General features: G+C 63.6%; 14 protein-coding genes. 5 read left to right on the forward strand and 9 right to left on the reverse strand.

Translation table 11 applies throughout. The annotated features are described in order from the left end of the window. Window positions 1-45: 45 nt before the first annotated feature. The 7 genes from alr to IQ35_RS00705 all read right to left on the reverse strand — a co-directional run bounded on the left by alr (window position 46) and on the right by IQ35_RS00705 (window position 9,806). A complete protein-coding gene (gene alr / locus IQ35_RS00675; RefSeq protein WP_145071595.1) occupies window positions 46-1,092 on the reverse strand; it encodes an alanine racemase in 1,047 nt (348 codons plus the stop codon). 139 nt (window positions 1,093-1,231) lie between these two features. Further along, a complete protein-coding gene (locus IQ35_RS00680; RefSeq protein ID WP_021246520.1) occupies window positions 1,232-3,217 on the reverse strand; it encodes an acetyl-CoA carboxylase biotin carboxylase subunit in 1,986 nt (661 codons plus the stop codon). Window positions 3,218-3,404: 187 nt separating this feature from the next. Beyond that, window positions 3,405-4,397 carry a biotin synthase BioB gene (gene bioB, locus IQ35_RS00685; RefSeq protein WP_031292003.1) on the reverse strand — a complete coding sequence of 331 codons (993 nt, stop codon included), beginning with the start codon at window positions 4,395-4,397 and terminating at the stop codon, window positions 3,405-3,407. A gap of 5 nt (window positions 4,398-4,402) precedes the next feature. Next, on the reverse strand, window positions 4,403-6,556 hold the full coding sequence (gene scpA, locus IQ35_RS00690) for a methylmalonyl-CoA mutase (protein WP_145071597.1): 2,154 nt from the start codon (window positions 6,554-6,556) through the stop codon (window positions 4,403-4,405). A 47-nt stretch (window positions 6,557-6,603) separates the two neighbouring features. After that, window positions 6,604-7,041, reverse strand: a complete 438-nt coding sequence (gene mce / locus IQ35_RS00695) for a methylmalonyl-CoA epimerase (RefSeq protein WP_145071599.1) — start codon at window positions 7,039-7,041, stop codon at window positions 6,604-6,606. After that, window positions 7,038-8,228, reverse strand: a complete 1,191-nt coding sequence (gene bktB / locus IQ35_RS00700) for a beta-ketothiolase BktB (RefSeq protein ID WP_145071601.1) — start codon at window positions 8,226-8,228, stop codon at window positions 7,038-7,040. Before bktB ends, mce begins: the two co-directional genes overlap by 4 nt. Window positions 8,229-8,273: 45 nt before the next feature. Continuing rightward, window positions 8,274-9,806 carry an acyl-CoA carboxylase subunit beta gene (locus IQ35_RS00705; protein ID WP_021246515.1) on the reverse strand — a complete coding sequence of 511 codons (1,533 nt, stop codon included), beginning with the start codon at window positions 9,804-9,806 and terminating at the stop codon, window positions 8,274-8,276. 123 nt (window positions 9,807-9,929) lie between these two features. Between IQ35_RS00705 and IQ35_RS00710 the strand changes: the two genes are divergently transcribed. Together IQ35_RS00710 and IQ35_RS00715 are read left to right on the forward strand one after the other, a co-directional pair. Next, window positions 9,930-11,345 (forward strand): helix-turn-helix domain-containing protein, encoded by a 1,416-nt coding sequence (locus IQ35_RS00710; RefSeq protein ID WP_021246514.1) that lies wholly within the window; start codon window positions 9,930-9,932, stop codon window positions 11,343-11,345. Window positions 11,346-11,404: 59 nt separating this feature from the next. After that, a complete protein-coding gene (locus IQ35_RS00715; RefSeq protein WP_021246513.1) occupies window positions 11,405-12,115 on the forward strand; it encodes a 2OG-Fe dioxygenase family protein in 711 nt (236 codons plus the stop codon). A 2-nt stretch (window positions 12,116-12,117) separates the two neighbouring features. Here IQ35_RS00715 and gor read toward each other — a convergent pair whose 3' ends face one another. Both gor and pgi read right to left on the reverse strand, forming a co-directional pair. Beyond that, window positions 12,118-13,464 carry a glutathione-disulfide reductase gene (gene gor / locus IQ35_RS00720; protein ID WP_021246512.1) on the reverse strand — a complete coding sequence of 449 codons (1,347 nt, stop codon included), beginning with the start codon at window positions 13,462-13,464 and terminating at the stop codon, window positions 12,118-12,120. A 236-nt stretch (window positions 13,465-13,700) separates the two neighbouring features. Beyond that, on the reverse strand, window positions 13,701-15,206 hold the full coding sequence (pgi, locus tag IQ35_RS00725) for a glucose-6-phosphate isomerase (protein ID WP_021246511.1): 1,506 nt from the start codon (window positions 15,204-15,206) through the stop codon (window positions 13,701-13,703). A gap of 176 nt (window positions 15,207-15,382) precedes the next feature. Between pgi and lepB the strand changes: the two genes are divergently transcribed. The 3 genes from lepB to era all read left to right on the forward strand — a co-directional run bounded on the left by lepB (window position 15,383) and on the right by era (window position 17,857). Then, the gene (gene lepB, locus IQ35_RS00730) at window positions 15,383-16,207 is read left to right on the forward strand and encodes a signal peptidase I (RefSeq protein WP_021246510.1); all 825 of its coding nucleotides are present in this window, start codon (window positions 15,383-15,385) and stop codon (window positions 16,205-16,207) included. After that, complete coding sequence (gene rnc / locus IQ35_RS00735; RefSeq protein WP_145071857.1) at window positions 16,180-16,875, forward strand: ribonuclease III; 696 nt, start codon at window positions 16,180-16,182, stop codon at window positions 16,873-16,875. The genes lepB and rnc overlap by 28 nt, the downstream gene beginning before the upstream one ends. A 73-nt stretch (window positions 16,876-16,948) precedes the next feature. Beyond that, entirely contained in the window at window positions 16,949-17,857 is a 909-nt protein-coding gene (era, locus tag IQ35_RS00740) for a GTPase Era (protein ID WP_021246508.1), read from the forward strand. The last annotated feature ends 65 nt before the right edge of the window (window positions 17,858-17,922 follow it).

The following is a 17,922-nucleotide window of genomic DNA, read 5'->3' on the forward strand; positions in this document are numbered from 1 at the left end:
CAGCGTCGGAGATGCGGCCGCCGGTCGATGGATCGGCGGCCTTCCTTATACCCAGATTCGATCGAAACGATTTCCAAGGCCGGTGAGAAGTTCATATTGCGACAGGCCCGATGCGGCGGCGGCCCGCGATAACGCATAATCGATGCCCAGCCATTGCCCTTCGCCGATGCCCGGCTTGCCTGTCACGTCGACCGCCAGCAAGTCCATGGAGATGCGCCCGACGAGCGGCAGCCTCTCACCTTCCACGAATACCGCGCCGCAGCCGGAAAAGCTGCGCAAATATCCGTCCGCATAACCAAGGTTCAATATCGCTATATCCATATCGGCGGGCGCGCGGAAGGTTGCATTATAGCCGATGGTGTCGCCGGCGATGACACGGCGGCGTTGCAGCACCTGCGCTTCGGGAAACACCACCTGACGGATATGGCGGGCGGCCAGATCGTGCACGATGCCGCCATAGAGCGCGATTCCCGGACGCGTCAGATCGAAGGCATAATCGCGGCCCAGGCAAATGCCTGCGCTGTTGGCGAGACTATAGCGCCGGGCTGCGACCCTGGCCTTGATCGCGAGGAAGCGTTCGCGTTGAAGCGCGTTTAACGGCGTGTCCTCGTCCGCCGAGGCCAGATGGCTGAACAGGGTATCGATCGGCAGTCCTTCGACCAGCGCGGCGACGTCATCCCGCCAGTCGATTCCCAGGCGGTTCATGCCGGTATCGACCATGACGTGACATTCGCCCCCGCCAGCGGCTTTCCATCGTTCGATCTGGCCGGGCGAGCATAATACAGGCATGGCGCGCGAAATCCGGGCATGGGGCATGTCTTCTTCACGCACCCCATGCAGGACCGACAGGCAGGTCCCCGTTTCCAGCAGGGTTTCCAGTTGCTCCGCTTCATGCCAGTTCGAGACGAAGAAATCCCTGCAACCCGCGGCTATCAAGCGGCGCATGACCTCGCGAGCGCCCAGACCATAGCCGTCCGCCTTGATCGCGGCGCCACAGGCGGCCGCGCCGCTTTGCCTTGCAAGCCATTGCCAGTTCGAAACCAGCGCATCGCTATCGAGGCGCAAGCGGAGCGGAGCGGGAAAGGAACGCATGGCTCCGCCGATAGACCCATCCCACTCTCAGGTCGAGCGTTCAGGCATCGAGTTTCTTTCCGCGCGTTTCAACGGATATCCGGGCGGCCAAGGCAGGAACAGGCGCAAGACCTGTTCTCGCCCATGTCCTGCAAAACGGCTATTCCAGTTCCAGAATGATCGCGTCGACCGGCAGGCTTTCGCCCTGCGCCGCCGAGACGCTCTTCACCACGCCCGCCTTTTGCGCGCGCAGGATGTTCTCCATCTTCATCGCCTCGATCACCGCGAGCGGCTGGCCGATTTCGACCTTGTCGCCTTCCTTCACATTGAGCGCCACCAGCAGGCCCGGCATCGGGCAGATGAGGAACCTCGAAAGATCGGGCGGAATCTTCTCGATCATGTGCTTCGCATAAGGCGCGGCGTGAGCGGGCAGGATACGCAGCTTGTGGCTCGCGCCATGCGCGGTCAGCACGAAGCCTGCGCGCACCGGCGCGATCTTGACCGAAAGCGGCTCATCGCCGAACTCCGCCTCGATCAGGCGGTCGCCGGGCGTATATTCAAGGCTCATGTCCAGCGGCTCGCCGTCGACGGTCACGTCGTCGCCCATGATGACGACATCATGGATCGCTTCCCCGATCCTGACCTGCCAGCCGGTCGGAGCCTTCAGCTTCTTGCCGAGCTGGCCATCGATGCGGCGGGCGCGGTCGGCCTGTGCCATGGCGGCGAACGCGCCGATAGCCGCCAGCTTGCGAAGCAGTTCCTCCGACGCCGGCGCGCCTTCGAAACCTTCCGGATATTCCTGCGCGATGAAGCCGGTCGTGATGTCCCCCGAACGGAAGCGTTCATGCTGCATCAGCGCCGACAGGAAATCGATATTATGGCCTGGCCCTTCGATCTCGAAGCGGTCGAGCGCCACGATCTGCTTGTCGATGGCTTCCAGGCGCGTCGGCGCCCAGGTGATCAGCTTGGCGATCATCGGGTCGTAGAACATGCTGACCTCACCGCCTTCCTGCACGCCGTCGTCGACGCGCACGCCATCGCCGGTTTCGGGCGGCGTGTAACGGATCAGACGACCCGTCGAGGGCAGGAAGCCACGATAGGGATCTTCGGCATAGACGCGGTTTTCGATGGCCCAGCCGTTGATCTTCACATCCTCCTGACGGAAGGAGAGTTCCTCGCCATTGGCGACGCGGATCATCTGCTCGACCAGATCGAGGCCGGTGATCTCTTCGGTCACAGGATGCTCGACCTGCAAACGGGTGTTCATTTCGAGGAAGTAGAAACCGTCCCCCGTCTTGTCCGCGCCCGACACGATCAGTTCCACCGTGCCCGCGCTGAAATAGCCGACCGCGCGCGCCAGGGCGACGCACTGCTCGCCCATCTTCTTGCGCATTTCGGGGGATACGAAGGGCGAAGGCGCTTCCTCCACCACCTTCTGGTGGCGGCGCTGGATCGAGCATTCGCGCTCGTTGAGGTAGACGATATTGCCGTGCTGGTCGCCCAGGATCTGGATTTCGATGTGGCGCGGGCTTTCGATGAACTTCTCGATGAACACGCGATCGTCGCCGAAGCTGTTCAGCCCCTCGCGCTTGGTCGCCTCGAAGCCTTCGCGGACGTCCTGCTCGGAATAGGCAAGGCGCATCCCCTTGCCGCCGCCGCCGGCCGACGCCTTCATCATCACCGGATAGCCGATCTCGTTGGAGATCTTCACCGCATGTTCGGTATCCTCGATCACGCCGACATAGCCGGGGACGACATTGACGCCCGCTTCCATCGCCAGCTTCTTGGATTCGATCTTGTCGCCCATCGCGGCGATGGCGTTGGCGGGCGGGCCGACGAAGATGATGCCCTCTGCATCCAACGCCTTGCGGAAGCTCTCGCGCTCCGACAGGAAGCCATAGCCGGGGTGAACCGCATCGGCGCCGGTCGCCTTGCACGCCTCGATGATCTTGTCCGCGAGCAGATAAGACTGGGCGGCGGGCGGCGGGCCGAGGTGCACGGCTTCATCCGCCATCAGCACATGGGGGCTGCGCGCATCGGCATCGGAATAGACCGCCACGGTCTTGATGCCCATCTTCTGCGCGGTGCGGATCACGCGGCACGCGATTTCGCCACGGTTCGCGATCAGGATCTTGGTGATTGCCATCTTTAGTCCTTGCCCAGTCCTATTCTTCTCGCCCTTGCGGGCTATCCTGTTCCCTCGCGACCGTCACCCTGAACATGTTTGGCTTGCGCCGACTTTCAGTTCAGGGCCCATCTCTCCTCTCGAACCAAAGGCCGGAAAGGCACAATGGATGCTGAAACAAGTTCAGCATGACCGAAGAAGGGAAATATTATTCCGCCGCCTCCAGATGCCCGTGCGGCTGCGCCATCATCGGCGTCAGCCCCAGCTTGCCCAGCAGCGTCGCATCCTTGTCGTCCCCGGCATTGGCCGCCGTCAGTAGCTTGTCGCCCGTGAAGATGCTGTTCGCGCCCGCCATGAAGCAGAGCGCCTGACAGGCTTCGCTCATGCTCTCGCGGCCCGCGCTCAGGCGCACCATGGACTGCGGCATGACGATCCGCGCCACGGCCACGGTGCGGACGAACTCGACCTCATCGATCTTCGCGAGCGGCGTGTCCTTGAGCATATCGCCCAGCACCGTGCCAGCGACCGGCACCAGCGCGTTGATCGGCACGCTTTCCGGATGCGGCATGGTGGCAAGCGCGTGGAGGAAACCGATGCGGTCGCTCCGCGTCTCGCCCATGCCCACGATGCCGCCGCAACACACGTTGATGCCCGCCGAACGCACATTTTCCAGCGTCTCGATCCGGTCCTCGAAGGTCCGGGTGGTGATGACGTTGGCGTAGTTTTCCGGCGAGGTATCGATATTGTGGTTATAATAATCGAGGCCCGCATCCGCGAGTTGCCTGGCCTGCCCCTCGCTCAACATGCCGAGCGTCATGCAGGTTTCCATGCCCATCGCACGGACGCCCTTCACCATCTCGACCAGCTTGGGCATGTCCCGTTCCTTGGGATTGCGCCATGCCGCGCCCATGCAGAAACGGCCCGACCCATGATCCTTGGCCTGCGCCGCCGCCTGGAGCACAGCCTGCACGTCCATCAGCTTGGTGGCCTTGAGGCCGCTTTCCGCTTCGGTCGACTGGCTGCAATAGCCGCAGTCTTCGGGGCAACCGCCGGTCTTGATCGACAACAGGGTCGAAAGCTGCACCTCGTTGCGCGGGAAGTTCGCGCGGTGGATCGACTGCGCCTCGAACATCAGGTCGTTGAAGGGCAGGTCGAACAGCGCGGCGATTTCGTCGCGCGTCCAGTCGGTGCGGGGCGTCATCTGGTTCAAGCGGCTTCCTCCAGCCCCGCCGGGGGCATGTTGTGGCCGAGAAGGCGCAGCACATCGGCGGCGCATTCCACGACGTTGGAGCCTGGGCCATAAATCCCCTGCACGCCCGCGTCACGGAGATAGTCATAATCCTGCGGCGGAATGACCCCGCCCGCGATCACCTTGATGTCGTTGCGCCCGGCTTCGCGAAGCTGGCGGATGAGGTCGGGGATCAGCGTCTTGTGCCCGGCGGCGAGCGACGATGCGCCGACCACGTCCACGCCGCTATCCAGCGCCAGCACGACGGTTTCCTCCGGCGTCTGGAACAATGGTCCCGACACGACGTCGAAACCCATGTCCCCGAAGGCGGAAGCGATGATATTGGCGCCCCGGTCGTGGCCGTCCTGCCCCATCTTGGCGATAAGGATCTTCGGCTTGCGACCAAGGCGCCGCTCGACGGCCTGCACACCGTCAAGAACCTGTTTCCAGCGGCTGTCGTCCTTGTAAGGCGCGGCATAGACGCCCTTCACCGGCGTCGGCACGGTGCCGTAGCGGTCGAATCTCTCCTCCATCGCGGAGCTGATTTCACCCAGCGTCGCGCGGGCGCGTGCCGCCTCCACCGCCAGCGCGAGCAGGTTGTTCTCGATGCTCGCCGGGCTGGCCGCGCCCTTACGAAGGGCGTCCAGAGCCGCCTGACACTTCGCCTCGTCGCGCTCCGCCTTCATCTTGTTGATGCGGGCGATCTGCGCTTCGCGGACCTTGGTGTTGTCGACCTCCAGCGTTTCAAGCAGGTCTTCATTGGCAAGGCGATATTTGTTGACGCCGACGATCACGTCCTCGCCCCGGTCCACGCGGGCCTGACGGGCGGCGGCGGCTTCCTCGATCATCGCCTTGGGCCAGCCGGCCGCGACCGCCTTGGCCATGCCGCCTTCGCTCTGGACGCGGTCGATGATCTCCTGCGCGCGGTCGACCAGTTCCTGCGTCAGCGCTTCGACATAATAGCTGCCACCCAACGGATCGACGACATTGCACATGCCCGTCTCTTCCTGGATGATGATCTGCGTATTACGGGCGATGCGCGCCGAAAAATCCGTCGGCAGCGCGATGGCTTCGTCCAGCGCGTTGGTGTGCAGCGACTGGGTGCCGCCCAGCATCGCGGCCATCGCCTCGATGGTGGTGCGCATGACGTTGTTATAGGGGTCCTGCTCGGTCAGCGACACGCCGCTGGTCTGGCAGTGGGTGCGCAGCATCTTGGAGCGCTCGTCCTGCGCGCCCAGCTTCGTCATGGCGCGGTGCCACAGGACGCGTGCGGCGCGCAGCTTCGCCACTTCCATGAAGAAGTTCATGCCGATGGCGAAGAAGAAGCTCAGCCGTCCCGCGAACTTGTCGATGTCGAGGCCCGACGCCACGCCATATTTCACATATTCCATGCCGTCCGCGATGGTGAAGGCCAGTTCCTGCACCTGCGTCGCACCGGCTTCCTGCATGTGATAGCCGGAGATGGAGATGCTGTTGAATTTCGGCATCTCGCGGCTGGTATAGCCGAAAATATCGGAGATGATCCGCATCGAGGGTTCGGGCGGGTAGATATAGGTGTTGCGGACCATGAACTCTTTCAGAATGTCGTTCTGAATGGTCCCGTCGAGCAGCTTGCGGTCGACGCCCTGCTCCTCGCCCGCCACGATGAAGAAGGAGAGGATCGGGATGACCGCACCGTTCATGGTCATGGAGACCGACATCTGGTCGAGCGGAATGCCGTCGAACAGGATCTTCATGTCCTCGACGCTGTCGATCGCCACGCCCGCCTTACCCACGTCGCCCACGACGCGCGGATGGTCGCTGTCATATCCCCGATGGGTGGCAAGGTCGAAGGCGACCGAAAGCCCCTTCTGCCCCGCCGCCAGGTTGCGGCGATAGAAGGCGTTGGATTCCTCGGCGGTCGAAAAGCCCGCATATTGGCGGATGGTCCACGGACGCCCCGCATACATGGATGCCTTCACGCCGCGGGTGAAGGGCGCAAAGCCGGGAAAGCCCGGATCGACCTGCACATCCTGCGCCGTGTAAAGCGGCTTGACGTCGATCCCTTCCGGCGTGTGCCAGGTAAGGTCCTTGCCCTTCACTTCCTTGGTCGCGGCGGCGGCCCATTGATCCAGCGTCGGCTTGTCGGTCACTTCAATCTCCGTTCGTCCCGAGTGCAGTCGAGAGACGTTCATTCCGTTCAGTGCGCCTCTTTGGGCGTTTCCATGATTTCGGTCAGGACACCGTTCATGTCCTTGGGATGGACGAAGAAGATCAGCGTGCCATGCGCGCCGATGCGGGGTTCACCCAGCACCTTCTTGCCCAGACCTTCAAACCATGCCTTCGCCTCATGGATATCGGGCACTTCGTAGCACATATGATGCTGTCCGCCCGCCGGGTTCTTGGCGATGAAGCCGTGAATGGGGCTGTTTTCGCCCAGCGGTTCGATCAGCTCGATCTGTGTGCCATTGGTGCCATTTTCGCCCGGCGTGTCAACGAAGCAGACCTTCACGCCCTGCGAAGGCATATCGAAAGATTCGTGGATCTTCGTCGCGCCCATCACGTCGCGATAATAAACGATGCTGGCCTCCAGCGAGGGGGTCGCAATGCCGATATGGTTAAGCCGTCCGAGTTTCATGCCACATTCTCGATGACCATGGCGATCCCCTGACCGCCGCCAATGCACATGGTGATAAGGCCATATTTACCGCCCGTGCGCTTGAGTTCATAGGCCGTCTTAACCGTCAGGATCGCGCCGGTCGCGCCGACCGGATGACCCAGCGCGATGCCGCTGCCATTGGGATTGACCTTTTCCGGATCGAAGCCCAGTTCCTTGGCGACGGCGCAGGCCTGCGCGGCAAAAGCCTCATTGGCCTCGATCACGTCGATCTGATCAAGCGTCACACCAGCCCGCTCCAGAGCGATGGGGACCGCCTTGATCGGCCCGACGCCCATGATCCGCGGATCGACGCCCGCATGGCCCCATCCCAGGATGCGCGCAAGCGGCTTCAAGCCCTTTTCCGCCACCGCCTTACCGCTTGCCACCACGACGGCGCCCGCGCCATCGTTGATGCCGGATGCGTTGCCGGGTGTCACGGTGCCGCCCTCCTTCCGGAAGGCAGGCTTGAGCTTCGCCATCTCCTCCAGGCTGGCGTCGGCGCGGACATGCTCGTCCGTATCGAAAGTGACGACGCCCTTGCGGCTCTTCACTTCCACCGGCACGATCTGTTCCTTGAAGCGGCCTTCCACAATGGCTCTTGCGGCACGGCTATGCCCTTCGACCGCAAGCGCATCCTGTGCGGCGCGGGAAACCTGATATTTCTCAGCCACATTCTCGGCGGTGATGCCCATGTGGAAATGCTCGAACGGGTCCGAAAGCACCTCCAGCATGGCGTCGATCATCTTGATGTCGCCCATCTTGGTGCCGAAGCGGGCGGCTTTCACCACATGCGGGGAATTGCTCATGCTTTCCGTGCCGCCTGCCAGGGCGATATCGGCCTCGCCCAGCTTCAGCGTCTGCGCGGCGGAAATGATCGCCTGCAACCCCGATCCGCACAAACGATTGAGCGTCAGCGCGGGCGCTTCAACGGGAATACCGGCGTTCACGCCGATGACGCGCGCGATATAGGCATCGCGCGGGCCGCTCTGGATGACCTGTCCTATAACGACGTGCTGTACATCGGCGGGCGCGACGGCCGCCCGTTCCATGGCGGCGACCGCAACGATGCGGCCCAGCTCGTCGGGCTGTACATCCTTGAGCGCCCCTCCGAAATCACCGATCGCGGTGCGCGCCGCGCCGACAATGAAAATGTCCCGATCGTCCATGACCAATACCTTTTTGCTTTAACGATCCGTCACCTGACCGATATGTCAGAGCGGAATATTGTCGTGCTTCTTCCAGGGGTTCTCCAGGCTCTTGTTGCGGAGCTTGCGGAGGCCGAGCGCGATGCGCTTGCGGGTGGAATGGGGCTGGATCACCTCATCGATGAAGCCCTTGCTCGCGGCGACGAAGGGATTGGCGAAGCGGTCCTCATATTCCTTGGTGCGCTCGGCGATCTCTTCGGGAGTCTTGCCGCGAAAGATGATCTCGACCGCGCCCTTCGCGCCCATCACCGCGATCTCGGCGGTCGGCCAGGCATAGTTGAGGTCGCCGCGCAGATGCTTGGAGGACATGACGTCATAGGCCCCGCCATAGGCCTTGCGCGTGATGACGGTGATCTTTGGCACGGTCGCTTCGGCATAGGCGAAGAGCAGCTTCGCGCCATGCTTGATGATGCCGTTATGCTCCTGCGCGGTGCCCGGCAGGAAGCCCGGCACATCGACGAAGGTGACGATGGGAATCTCGAACGCGTCGCAGAAGCGGACGAAACGGGCCGCCTTCTTGGACGAGTTGATGTCCAGCACCCCCGCCAGCACCATCGGCTGATTGGCGACGATGCCGACGGTCCGCCCTTCGATCCGGCCGAAACCGCAGAGGATATTGCCCGCGTGGGCGGGCTGCACTTCAAAGAAGTCGCCTTCGTCCACGACCTTTCGGATCAATTCATGCATGTCATAGGGCTGGTTGGCGTTAGCCGGAACCAGCGTATCGAGACTTTCGTCGGCCCGGTCCCAGGGGTCCGCGCTGGGGCGCTCCGGCACAGGCTCGCGGTTGGAGGCGGGCAGGAAATCCACGAAATCGCGCACCGACAGCAGCGCTTCCAGATCGTTCTCGAACGCCACGTCGGCGACGCCCGACTTGGTGGTATGGGCCACGGCCCCGCCCAGTTCCTCCTGCGTCACGACTTCGTTGGTGACGGTCTTCACGACGTCGGGACCCGTCACGAACATGAAGCTTGAATCCTTCACCATGAAGATGAAGTCGGTCATGGCGGGCGAATAGACCGCGCCGCCCGCGCACGGCCCCATGATGACGCTGATCTGCGGCACGACGCCCGATGCCAGCACATTGCGCTGGAACACCTCGGCATAGCCCGCGAGGCTGGCGACGCCTTCCTGAATACGCGCGCCGCCGGAATCGTTGAGGCCGATGACCGGTGCGCCGACCTTCAGCGCCATGTCCATGATCTTGCAGATCTTGGTCGCGTGCCGTTCGGATAGCGCCCCGCCGTAAACGGTGAAGTCCTGGCTGAAGACATAGACCAGCCGGCCGTTGATGGTGCCGGAGCCGGTGACGACGCCATCGCCCGGAATATGCTGCTCATCCATGCCGAAATCGACGCAGTTATGTTCGACATACATGTCGAGTTCTTCGAAGCTGTCCTCGTCCAGCAGCACCTCCAGCCTCTCGCGCGCGGTCAGCTTGCCCTTGGCGTGCTGGGCGTCGATGCGGCGCTGGCCGCCGCCGAGGCGGGCGGCTTCGCGCTTCGCTTCAAGCTGTTCGATGATGGCGAGCTTGGACATAATAAGGCATCTCTCCAGTCGGTACGGACGGGTATGCCTGCCCCTTTCCAGCCTTTGGCGCTTTTTCGCAAATGTAAATTTGCTAATTTGCAAATCACGACTTTGCAAATTATGCGGAGCAGCATGGCACGCGGCAATCGCATCTTCGCCGGTCAGAGGCTCCGTCAGCTTCGGATCGATCATCGCATGGACCAGGCCGCCATGGCGCAGGCGCTTGGGATTTCCGTATCCTATCTTAGCCAGTTGGAGAATGACGACCGGCCGCTCACCGCCAAGGTGAAGGCAGCACTCGCCAGCGCCTTCCCGACCGACTGGGCGAGTTTCGACAGCCGGGAGGAGGAGCAGCTTCTGGGCGCGTTCACCTTCGCCCTGGCGCACCCCGAATTGCCGGGCGCATTGCTGGAGCCGGAGCGGATCGAGAAGCTTCATCTCCAATTCCCCGAATTCGCAGCCCGCTATGTCGATCTCTACAACGCCCATATGCGCGCCAATGAGCGGATCAACATGATCGAGGAGGCCATCGCCAACGATCATGCCGTGCAAGCCCGCCTGCCATGGGAAGCGGCGCGCGACTGGTTCCATGAGGCGGGCAATTACGTCCATCCGCTCGATTGCCTGGCGGAGGATATGGCCGCCAGCTTCACCGCGGGGCAGGCGCTGGACGAAGGGATGCTGGTGGAAGCGCTGGCGCGGCGGCACGGTATCGAAACGCTGATCGCCGACACGCCGGACTCATCGCTTCGCACCTATAGCGCGAACGACAGGCGGCTGTTCGTCAACGCCGCCCTGCCCACCGAAAGCCGCAAGTTCATGTTGGGCCATCAGTTGATGATCCTGGAGGGGCAGACGCTGATCGCGGACATAGTGGCGAAGGCCGCCCTGTCCGTGGCGGGCGCGGACCGGCTGCTGGCCGTCGGCCTGGGCAATTATGCGGCGGGCGCATTGCTGATGCCCTATGCTCCGTTCCGGGAGGCGGCGCGGGAAAGCCGGCACGATATCGACAAGCTGGCGCGGCGCTTCGGCGTCAGTTTCGAACAGGCATGCCATCGCCTCTCGACGCTGCAAAGGCCGGGGCTGCGCGGCATTCCCTTCTTTTTCTGCCGGGTCGACATGGCGGGGAATATCACGAAGCGCCACAGCGCCACCCGGCTGCAATTCGCGCGCTTCGGCGGGGCCTGCCCGCTATGGAACGTGCATGAGGCAGTCGCCATTCCAGACCGCATCAACGTGCAGCTTGGCGAAACGCCGGACGGGGTGCGCTATGTGTCCATGGCCAAGGGGCTGGTGAAGCCGTCCGGCAGCTACGCCCGAACGCCGCGCCGCTATGCCGTGGTGCTGGGATGCGAAGTCGCCCATGCGGCGAACTTCGTCTATGCGGACGGCCTGCGGCTGGAGGACGAGGGCGCGGCGACGCCCATCGGCATCACCTGCCGCCTCTGCCCGCGCCAAAGCTGCGACCAGCGCGCGTTCCCGCCCGCCGACCGGCCGATCCATGTCGATCCCGACAACCGGCAGATCGTGCCCTACTGGATCGGTTGAGCCAGTTTGATCCAATTGGCCCTGCCAGGCGGGGATCGGCTTTCCTAAAAGGGGATGCGATGACATATGACGCCGCCCTTCCCGACCTGCGCGATGACCTTGCGGAACGGGGCTACGCGCGGCTGGAGAGCGCCCAGACGCTGGCGCTGCTGAATGTCGCGTCGGATGCATGGGAGAGTTTCGCGGCAAGCTGGAACGATCTTGGCTCCGATCTCTACATGGCGGACGGAGGGCGCTACCGCCGCCGCCGTCACGCGGCTTTCCGCTGCGAGGACGGAGTCTTCATCCGCAAGCCGCATCAGCCGCATTTCCAGAGCCGCGATTATAATCCGCTGAACGGCGACGTGCAGCGCTGGTTCGATCCAGTAGCGGACGCAACGGCGGACGGCGCCGTGATGCAGGCCGTCTTCGCGCTGTGCGCGCGGGCATTTGCGGAGCGCGGCGCGCCGTCCTGGCATGTCGAGGCGCATCAGTTCCGTATCGAAACCGGCAAGGATGAGACAGGCAGGCCCACGCCCGAAGGATTGCATCGGGACGGCGTAGACTGGGTCTTCGTGATGCTGATCGAACGCCGCAATGTACGCGAGGGCGTTACCCGTATCGGCGCGCCGGACGGAACCGGGCTGGGCGAGTTCACGCTGGCCCTGCCGGGCGACGCGGTGCTGATCGACGATCGCCGCATCCTGCACGGCGTCACGGAAATCCATGCCGTCGATCCCGAACGGCCCGCCTGGCGGGATGCCCTGGTCGTGACGTTCGCGGCGGAATAAGCCTATTTCAGCAGCACCAGCTCCTCTGCCATGCTTGGGTGGAGGGCGACCGTATCGTCGAACTGCTGCTTGGTAAGGCCCGCCTTGACCGCGATGGCCGCGGCTTGCAGGATTTCGGGCGCATCGGGACCGATCATGTGGAGGCCGACGACGCGGTCGGTGGTGGCGTCCACCACCATCTTGTAGAGCGCCCTTTCCTCCCGGCCCGCCAGCACATTCTTCATCGGGCGGAAGTCGGATGTGTAGACCTTGACCGTGCCGAGCTTGTTCTTCGCCTGCGCCTCGGTCAGGCCCACGCCCGCGAGCGGCGGATCGCTGAACACGGCGGAGGGCACGCAGTCATAATCGACCGTGCGAGGGTTGCCGCCGAACACGGTGTCGGCAAAGGCATGGCCTTCGCGAATGGCGACGGGGGTGAGTTGCAACCGATCGGTCACGTCGCCCACCGCATAGATGCTCTCGCAACTGGTACGGCTATGATCGTCGACCTTGATCGCGCCCTTTTCGTTGACTTCCACGCCCGCATTTTCGAGGCCAAGCCCATCGGTATGGGGCCGTCGCCCGGCCGCGAACAAAACGACATCGCAAGGGATCGGATCGCCGTCCTTGAAATGGACGCAGAGGGTGCCGTCATCCATCTTTTCGATCTTGTCCAACTGCGCGTTGAAGCGGAACTGGATGCCCTTCCCCATGGAAATCTGCATCAGCCGGTCGCGGACGCTTTCGTCATAGCCGCGCAGCAGCGTCGAGGAGCGGTTTACCAGCGTCACCTGACTGCCGAACTGGTGGAAGATGCCCGCGAACTCATTGGCGATATAGCCGCCGCCGACGATGGCGAGACGCCTGGGGCACGCCTCCAGATGGAACATTTCGTTGGAGGTGATGCCATGCTCCGCCCCTTCGATTTCCGGGACGACCGGCCAAGCGCCGGTGGCGATCAGGATATGTTTCGCCGTGACTTCGCGCCCGCTGGCGAGGTGCACCGAATGCGGGCCGGTGATGGCGGCGCGTTCGGGGATCAGTTCGACCTGATGGCTGTCGAGCGTGTTCTTGTATAGCCCCTCCAGCCGATCCACTTCGGCCAGCACATTGTCGCGCAGCGTCGGCCATTCGAAGCCGCAATCGGGCACATTCCAGCCGAAACGGCGCGCATCCTTCAAGTCTTCGGCGAAATGCGCACCATAGACGAGCAGCTTCTTGGGCACGCAGCCCCGGATGACGCAGGTGCCCCCGACCCGATATTCCTCCGCCACCGCGACCTTCGCGCCATGACCGGCGGCGACCCGCGAGGCGCGCACGCCGCCCGATCCCGCGCCAATGACGAAAAGGTCGAAATCATAGTCGCTCATGCAAGCCTCCACTGGGTATGCCGCGCATATGACGGCACCCCGGCGGAGTTACAAACAGCTTTTATGTGGCTGTGGGTGGAAGGCGGACGTTGCAGCCTCCCTTCTTCCGCCAGGCCGACGAAAGCGGGCATCTCTTTTCTTCGTAGGCACGACCTAGCCTAAGTGAAATCCCAGCTTTCGCTGGGATGACGGACATTGAATGGCGAAAAACGGCCGCAATCAGCCCGCCGCAATCCCTACCCGCCGCCCAAAGCGATGCCGATCAGCGCCATGGTGGACGGATCGAAACCCTTCGGCCCATCCGCCTCGATGGATTTGGCGATTTCCTTGCCCAGCTCCACGCCGAACTGGTCGAAAGGGTTGATGCCCATCAGCACGGCATTGGCGAATGTGCGATGCTCGTAAAAGGCGATGAGCGCGCCCAGCGCCTCCGGCGTCACGTCCTCCATCAGAATGGTCGTGGAGGGGCGATTGCCTGGATAGGCCCGCGCGGGATCGTCGGGATTGTCGCGCCCGCGCATCAGCGCCGCTCCCTGCGCAAAGCAGTTGACCAGCAGCGCCCGGTGATGCGCCGGATCGAGCGCATGGCCCGGCTCGATCGAGGCGACGAACTCGACCGGCGTCAGGATCGTGCCCTGGTGGAGAAGCTGGAACACGGCATGTTGCGCGTCTGTCCCCACGCCGCCCCAGGTGATCGGCGCGGTGGGACCATCCACCGGATCGCCTTCCCGCGTGACGCTCTTGCCGTTGCTCTCCATCTCGAGCTGCTGGAGATAGGAGGGGAGCAGCCGCAGCCGCTCGTCATAGGCGAACAGCGCGCGGGTCTGGCAACCCATCACCCGCGTATAATATTGGTCGGCGAAGGCAGCGATCAGCGGCGCATTCTCATGCGGGGCGGAGAGGCGGAAATGCCGATCCATGGCGGCCGCGCCTTCCAGCAGGCTTTCGAAGGCGTCCCATCCCAGTGCTAGCGCCGCCGGGAAACCGATGGAGGACCAGAGCGAATAGCGCCCGCCCACGCTTTCGGAGAAAGGCAGGATGCGCGTTTCGTCGACGCCCCATTCTATCGCCTTGTCCGGCGAAGCGGTCAGCGCCACGACACGGCCATAGGGGTCGTCCACGCCCGCTTCCACCATCCAGTTGATCGCGCTCGCCGCGTTCAGCATGGTTTCGGTCGTGGTGAAGGTCTTGGACGCGATGGCGATCAATGTCGTGTGCGGATCGAAGCTGCTGATCGCCCGCTCCAGCGCGGTGCCATCCACATTGGAGACGATGGCGACATCATAGCGCAGACCGTCGCCGCCCAGCGCATCGACGATCAGGTCGGGTCCCAGCGCGGAACCGCCGATCCCGATATGCAGGATATGGCGGATCGGACCCAGCGCCTCCGCCTCTATGGCGTCGATCAGGGCGCGCATCCGGGCATGGAACATCCGCGCCCGCGCGACGCTGTCGGCATTGCCCTGGCCCCGCTCGGCGGGATGCTCGGCGGCGCGGCCTTCGCTGTTGTTGACGGGCTTTCCGGCGAACAATGCCTCGCGCCAGCCGGTGAAATCCCGCTCCTGCGCCAGCGTCAGGAAGGCATCCATCAGATCGTCCGTCAGATGCGTCTTCGACCAGTCGAACCGGATCGGCCCCTGCGTCAGCACGAAGCGGGACAGCCGGTCGGGATCGGCCGTGAAGATGGACTTGAGGTCAGCTTGCGGAAGGCGCGCGATGGCGGCCTGTGCAGGAGACGGCATGGGGAAATCCTCTTGTGACGTTGGCGATACCGACGCGGCGCCTGTCGATTCTTTCCCTCTTTAGTCAAAGACGGGACCATTTGCATCGGTGCCCGTGCTTGACGCGGCTCATTCAAGCCCGCAAAAGCCGCGACAGGCCGCTTTGCCGGCATCACGAAGGGACACATCGAACGAGCATGAGCGCAAAATCCGAAACGCGGGATTTCCTCTGGTTTCTCGCAAAGCTGGCGGTGTTCGTCTTTGTCCTGCGGAGCTTCATCGTTTCGCCGTTCAATATTCCATCGGAATCGATGCAGCCGCGCCTGCTGATCGGCGATTACCTGCTGGTGGCGAAATGGCCCTATGGCTATTCGCGCTATTCCCTGCCTTTCGGCGTGCCGCTGATCCCCGGCCGCATCTTCGCCTCGACGCCGGAACGCGGCGACGTGGCGGTGTTCAAGGCGCCGCCCAGCCAGAAGAATGATTATATCAAGCGCGTGATCGGCCTGCCCGGCGACATGATTTCCGTGCGCGGCGGCACGGTCTACCTGAACGGACAGGCCATACCGAAGAAGCGTGTCGCCGATCTGGTGATCCCCGTCACGCCCAATATGGTGGACGCGGCGCAGAAGGAGGGCAGCCCCTCCCCCTGCTATCGCCCGACATTCGAGGAAGCCGCGCCCGGCGGCGGACGCCAGTGCCGCTATCCGCAATATCGCGAGACGCTGCCCAACGGGAAAAGCTATAATGTGCTGGATCTCGTGCCCGATGGCGCGGCCGACGATCGCGATACGGTGGTCGTGCCCGAAGGCCATCTGTTCATGATGGGCGACAATCGCGACCGTAGCGCCGACAGCCGCTTTCCGGCGGTCGACGGCGGCGGCATCGGCCTGGTCCCGGAGGAAAATCTGGTGGGCAAGGCGATGATCTCCGTCTTCTCGACCGACGGCAGCGCCAACTGGTTCCTGCCGTGGACCTGGTTCACCGCCGCACGATGGAGCCGGATCGGGGAAGGCTTTTGACCAAGCCCGACACGGCGGCGTGGCTGAGCGCCCTCATTGGGCGCGCGCCGCGCGATGAGGGGCGGTTTCGACAGGCGCTGACCCATGGCAGCGCCAATGCCGCCAATTATGAACGGCTGGAGTTCCTGGGCGACCGGGTGCTGGGGCTGCTGATTTCCGAATGGCTCTATGACCGCTTTTCAGACGAGCCGGAAGGGAAACTATCCCGCCGGTTCAATGCGCTGGTGTCCGGGGAAACCTGTGCCGAGATCGCGCGTGGGGCGGGCGTGCCCACCCATCTCGTGCTGGGCAAACAGGCGCGCGACGACGGCGCGAACGACAGCGACAATGTGCTGGGCGACGTGATGGAGGCGCTGATCGGCGCGCTCTATCTGGAAGGCGGGCTGGACGAAGCGCGCACGCTGGTGCGGCGGCTCTGGGGCAACCGGGTCGACACGCAGACCAGCGCGCCCCGCCATCCCAAGTCCACGCTCCAGGAATGGGCCGCCGCCAACCGGCGCAAGCCGCCCGAATATGTGATGACTGACCGATCCGGCCCGCATCATGCGCTGCGCTTCACCGTCACCGTCTCGATCAAGGGCGCGGGCGAGGCGAGCGCCACGGGCGGATCGAAGCAGGAGGCGGAAACCGCCGCTGCAAAGGCGCTGCTGGAAAAGCTGATGGGCTGAAAGCCTGTCGTCGTCGCAATTTTTGGATTAAGCAGAAACAGCCGCGCCGACATGCGGATGAATGGAGTTTTGATTGACGGTTGACCTCAATAACCAGCGCTGCGGCGTGGTTGCCATTGTTGGCGCTCCCAATGCGGGCAAGTCCACGCTCGTCAACGCGCTGGTGGGGCAGAAGGTGGCGATCACCAGTCCCAAGGCGCAGACCACCCGCACCCGCGTCATGGGCGTCGCGATAGAGGGCGACGCGCAGATCGTGCTGGTCGACACGCCCGGCATCTTCCAGCCCAGGCGGCGGCTGGACCGCGCCATGGTGCAGGCGGCATGGGGCGGCGCGCAGGGGGCGGACCTGATCGCGCTGATCGTCGATGGCAAGGCGGGACTGGGACCGAAGGTCGAACCGATCATCGAAGCCCTATCCGCCCGGTCGGAACGCAAATGGCTGATCCTCAACAAGGTCGACATCGCCGCGAAGGACAAGCTGCTGGTCCATACCCAGAAGCTGAACGACGCGCTGGGCTTCGAGGAGATTTTCTTCGTCAGCGCCGCGACCGGGGACGGCCTGCCCGAACTCAAGTCCGCTTTCGCCGCCGCGATGCCGGAAGGGCCATGGCACTTCCCGGAGGATCAGGTTTCCGACGCCACCGACCGCATGATGGCCGCCGAAATCACACGCGAGCAGCTCTATCACCAGCTCCACGCCGAATTGCCCTATGCAGCCGCCGTCGATACGGAGAAATATACCGAGCGCGAGGATGGATCGGTGGAAATCCACCAGCAGATACTCGTCGGCCGTCCCACCCAGCGGGCCATCGTGCTGGGCAAGGGCGGGCAGCGGCTCAAGGAAATCGGGTCGAAGGCACGGGCCGAGTTGTCCGCCCTGCTGGGCTGCCGGGTCCACCTCTACCTCCACGTCAAGGTGAAGGAGGATTGGGAGGAAGATCGCGGGATTTACCGGGATATCGGGCTGGACTGGGTCGATTGAATTTCCGGACCTGCGGAACCAGTCTCATCGACCATGTCAGGGCGCGGCGGGCTTGTCGGACACGG

It is taken from the genome of Sphingobium wenxiniae (genome assembly GCF_007830065.1).
Lineage (GTDB): Bacteria > Pseudomonadota > Alphaproteobacteria > Sphingomonadales > Sphingomonadaceae > Sphingobium > Sphingobium wenxiniae.

Excerpts from the sequence above, each read along its gene's own strand:
- mce (WP_145071599.1), bottom strand. The coding sequence starts at position 7,041 with ATGAAACTCGGACGGCTTAACCATATCGGCATTGCGACCCCCTCGCTG.
- IQ35_RS00680 (WP_021246520.1), bottom strand. The coding sequence starts at position 3,217 with ATGGCAATCACCAAGATCCTGATCGCGAACCGTGGCGAAATCGCGTGC.
- lepB (WP_021246510.1), top strand. The coding sequence starts at position 15,383 with ATGAGCGCAAAATCCGAAACGCGGGATTTCCTCTGGTTTCTCGCAAAG.
- bktB (WP_145071601.1), bottom strand. The coding sequence starts at position 8,228 with ATGGACGATCGGGACATTTTCATTGTCGGCGCGGCGCGCACCGCGATC.
- IQ35_RS00710 (WP_021246514.1), top strand. The coding sequence starts at position 9,930 with ATGGCACGCGGCAATCGCATCTTCGCCGGTCAGAGGCTCCGTCAGCTT.
- alr (WP_145071595.1), bottom strand. The coding sequence starts at position 1,092 with ATGCGTTCCTTTCCCGCTCCGCTCCGCTTGCGCCTCGATAGCGATGCG.
- bioB (WP_031292003.1), bottom strand. The coding sequence starts at position 4,397 with ATGACGCCCCGCACCGACTGGACGCGCGACGAAATCGCCGCGCTGTTC.
- IQ35_RS00715 (WP_021246513.1), top strand. The coding sequence starts at position 11,405 with ATGACATATGACGCCGCCCTTCCCGACCTGCGCGATGACCTTGCGGAA.
- IQ35_RS00705 (WP_021246515.1), bottom strand. The coding sequence starts at position 9,806 with ATGTCCAAGCTCGCCATCATCGAACAGCTTGAAGCGAAGCGCGAAGCC.
- gor (WP_021246512.1), bottom strand. The coding sequence starts at position 13,464 with ATGAGCGACTATGATTTCGACCTTTTCGTCATTGGCGCGGGATCGGGC.
- rnc (WP_145071857.1), top strand. The coding sequence starts at position 16,180 with ATGGAGCCGGATCGGGGAAGGCTTTTGACCAAGCCCGACACGGCGGCG.
- pgi (WP_021246511.1), bottom strand. The coding sequence starts at position 15,206 with ATGCCGTCTCCTGCACAGGCCGCCATCGCGCGCCTTCCGCAAGCTGAC.